The organism is Burkholderia sp., from assembly GCF_018375725.1.
In the GTDB taxonomy this organism is placed as follows: domain Bacteria; phylum Pseudomonadota; class Gammaproteobacteria; order Burkholderiales; family Burkholderiaceae; genus Burkholderia.
In genome coordinates this window covers 1-3,225 of record NZ_JAHACR010000393.1, presented here as the reverse complement: position 1 = coordinate 3,225, position 3,225 = coordinate 1, and the positions used below count along the sequence as shown (strand labels likewise).

Here is a 3,225-nt window from a genome sequence, read left to right as displayed (position 1 = left end):
GAAGACAGCGCCCTTCGGGAACGATTATGCGGAGGAAAGCGCGAGACGCGGCAACGCGGCGCACGCGTTAGCCGAAGTGGATAGCGCAAGCGTCTGCGCATCGATGCCCCGCAGTTCGGCGAGCACCGCGCCGATACGCGGCACCTGATCGGGGGTGTTGCGGGACTTGTAACGCCATTCGGGCGCGATATCCGGCGCATCCGTTTCGACGACGATCCCATCGACCGGCAATTGCGCCGCCAGCCGGCGGATCTGCAACGCGCGCGTGAACGTCACGTTGCCGCCGAAGCCGAGATGCAGCCCTTGCGCGAGATACGCCTCAGCCTGCTGGAAGCTGCCGTTGAACGCATGCGCGATACCGCGTCGCACGCCGAAGCGGCGCAGCCCCGCGAGCACGCGATCCTGCGACTTGCGGACATGGCACAGCACCGGCAAGTCGAACTCGCGCGCCAGTTTCAGCTGGCCCTGGTAGAAGAATTGCTGCCGGTCCTCGTCGAGCCCCGGCACGAAATAGTCGAGGCCGATCTCGCCGATCGCAACGAACCGCGGATCGTCGAGGCTTGCCTCGATTTCCATGCGCAGCCGGTCGAGATCGCCGTCGCGCGCAGCTGGCGTACACATCGGATGAATGCCGAGCGCATAGACCGCGCCCGGCGTGCGATGCGCGAGCTCGCGCACCGTCGAGAAATTGTCGCGCCCGACGCTCGGAATCACGATGCGCGACACGCCCGCGTCACGCGCCGCCCGCACCACCGCGTCGCGATCGCCATCGAACTCCGCGGCATCGAGATGGCAGTGTGTGTCGATCCACATATCAATCGCCGCCGGACCGCGCGAAGCGGGCCGACGCCCCGTCGGGAAGCTGCGGGCGCGGGCGTCGTGGCTTCATGTCAGACCGGAACGGCCGGCTCCTCGTGCAGCACGCCGTCGCGCAGCCGCATCGTGCGGTCGCAGCGCGCGGCAAGATCCGGATCGTGCGTGACGATCACAAAGCTCGTATCGAGCGTCTCCGACAATTCGAGCATCAGGTTGAACACCGTGTCGGCGGTTCCACCGTCGAGGTTGCCGGTCGGCTCGTCGGCCAGCACGCACGCCGGCTTCGTCACGAGCGCGCGGGCGATCGCGACGCGCTGCCGCTCGCCGCCCGACAGTTCGCCCGGACGATGTTTCGCGCGCCCGCCGAGCCCGACGCGTTCGAGCATCGCCTGCGCCTCGCGGCGCGCATCCTCGGTCGTCATCCGGCGGATCCGCAGCGGCATCGCGACGTTGTCGAGCGCACTGAATTCGGGCAGCAGATGGTGGAACTGGTAGACGAAGCCGAGCGCCCGGTTGCGCAGGTCGTTGCGCTCGCGCTCCGCAAGCTGCGTAAACGGCTTGCCGAGCAGCGAAACCTCGCCCGCGCTCGGCTCGTCGAGGCCGCCCAGCACATGCAGCAGCGTGCTCTTGCCGGAACCCGACGCGCCGACGACCGCGAGCTTCTCGCCGCGCCGCACCGACAACTCGGTATTGTTGAGCACCGGCACGTTGAAGCCGCCCTGCACGAACGCCTTCGTGATGCCGCGCGCCTGAAGCACGTATTCCTGCATACCGCCCGAATCCTGGTTGTGTGGTTGTGAATGCACCCAATCGAGTACGCGATCATTCATAACGCAGCGCCTCCGCCGGCCGCACCTTTGCGCCGCGCCAGCTCGGATACAGCGTCGCGACGGCCGACAGCGCGAATGCGATCAGGCCGATCTTGATCACGTCGCTCGCGACGAGATCGGACGGCAGCTCGCTGATGAAGTACACGGACGGCGGCAGGAACTGCACACCGAACAGATGCTCGATCATCGGGATCAGCCACGGAATGCTCCAGGCGATCAGGCAGCCGAGCGCGACGCCCGTCGCCGTGCCGACGAAGCCGATCGTCACGCCCTGCACGACGAAGATCTTCATGATCGAGCCGGGCTGCGCGCCGAGCGTGCGCAGGATCGCGATGTCGGCCTGCTTGTTGGTCACCGTCATCACGAGCGACGACACGAGATTGAACGCCGCCACCGCGATGATCAACGTCAGGATGATGAACATCATCCGCTTCTCGATCTGCACCGCCGAGAACCAGGTCTTGTTCTGCTGCGTCCAGTCGCGGATGTACAGGTTGCCGGACAGCGAATGCGACAGCTCGACCGCGACCTCGGGCGCCTTCTGCATGTCCTTCACGCGCAGCCGCACCCCGGTCGGCGCGTGCAGGCGGAACAGCGCCTCGGCGTCGCGGATGTCGATCATCGCGAGCGTGCTGTCGTATTCGTAATGGCCGGATTCGAAAATGCCGACGACCGTGAACTGCTTCAGGCGCGGCATCATCCCGGCCGGCGTGATCGTGCCCTCCGGCGCGACGAGCGTGACCTTGTCGCCGACCGTCACGCCGAGATTGCCGGCGAGCGCATCGCCGAGCACGATGCCGAACTGCCCCGGCACGAGCGCCGTCAGCGCGCCCGCCTTCATGTCCTTGCCGATCTCCGACACCTGCGGCTCGAGCGTCGGCTCGATGCCGCGCAGCATCACGCCGCTCACCGCGTCCTGGCGCGTGAGCAGCGCCTGCGCCTCGACATACGGCGCCGCGCCGGTCACCGACGGATTGCGGCGCGCCTCCTGCGCGGTCAGCTGCCAGTCGGGCATCGAGCCCGTCGGCGAAAACACCTCGACATGCGCGAGCACCGACAGCATGCGGTCGCGCACTTCCTTCTGGAAGCCGTTCATCACGGACAGCACGACGATCAGCGCCGCAACGCCGAGCGCGATCCCGAGCATCGAGACCAATGCGATGAAGGAAATGAAGCCGTTGCCGGTCGTGCGTTTGCCGGCGCGCGTGTAGCGCCAGCCGATCTGCCATTCGTACGGAAGTTTCAAGCGAATCCTTTCTGCTGGTTGCGGCACAAGTCGCGGCTCGCCGTCGGATCGCCGCCCGCCTGCGAGCCGTCTGCCCGGGCGAGCGCCCGATCGGCCGCCGGATCCGGGCGAGCCTGCCGGCCTGCCCGATCACGCGCGCAGTTTGCCATACAATGCGCACCATCATGCACGACCGACGCCTCCATTTTCTCGTTCCGTTCGCGCTGCCGTCGGCAGCCGATGCGGCCTCGTCCCTGCACACGCTGGACAGCCCCGCGCTCGAAAAGTTGCTGGCGCGCGCCAGCCTCGTCGAGCGGGTGGCCGGCGAAGACTTCCAGCGCACGCTGCCTCACG

The 3,225-nt window shown here is 67.2% G+C and carries 3 protein-coding genes and 1 pseudogene; 1 reads left to right on the top strand and 3 read right to left on the bottom strand.

Annotation, left to right across the window (positions count from 1 at the left end):
- Positions 1 to 24: 24 nt before the first annotated feature.
- The 3 genes from KH616_RS23305 to KH616_RS23295 all read right to left on the bottom strand — a co-directional run bounded on the left by KH616_RS23305 (position 25) and on the right by KH616_RS23295 (position 2,892).
- Entirely contained in the window at positions 25 to 813 is a 789-nt protein-coding gene (locus tag KH616_RS23305) for a TatD family hydrolase (RefSeq protein ID WP_292252310.1), read from the bottom strand.
- A gap of 77 nt (positions 814 to 890) precedes the next feature.
- Positions 891 to 1,586, bottom strand: coding sequence for a lipoprotein-releasing ABC transporter ATP-binding protein LolD (gene lolD, locus KH616_RS23300; RefSeq protein ID WP_292252311.1), 696 nt, complete (start codon positions 1,584 to 1,586; stop codon positions 891 to 893).
- Between the two features lie 52 nt (positions 1,587 to 1,638).
- Positions 1,639 to 2,892, bottom strand: coding sequence for a lipoprotein-releasing ABC transporter permease subunit (locus tag KH616_RS23295; RefSeq protein WP_292252308.1), 1,254 nt, complete (start codon positions 2,890 to 2,892; stop codon positions 1,639 to 1,641).
- A 152-nt stretch (positions 2,893 to 3,044) separates the two neighbouring features.
- On the opposite strand from KH616_RS23295, the pseudogene KH616_RS23290 reads away from it, so the two are divergent.
- Positions 3,045 to 3,225: pseudogene (locus tag KH616_RS23290) on the top strand (regulator); the annotation flags it as partial.

Bases quoted from the DNA above. Each gene is read 5' to 3' on its own strand.
- KH616_RS23305 (WP_292252310.1), bottom strand. From the start codon at position 813: ATGTGGATCGACACACACTGCCATCTCGATGCCGCGGAGTTCGATGGC.
- lolD (WP_292252311.1), bottom strand. From the start codon at position 1,586: ATGCAGGAATACGTGCTTCAGGCGCGCGGCATCACGAAGGCGTTCGTG.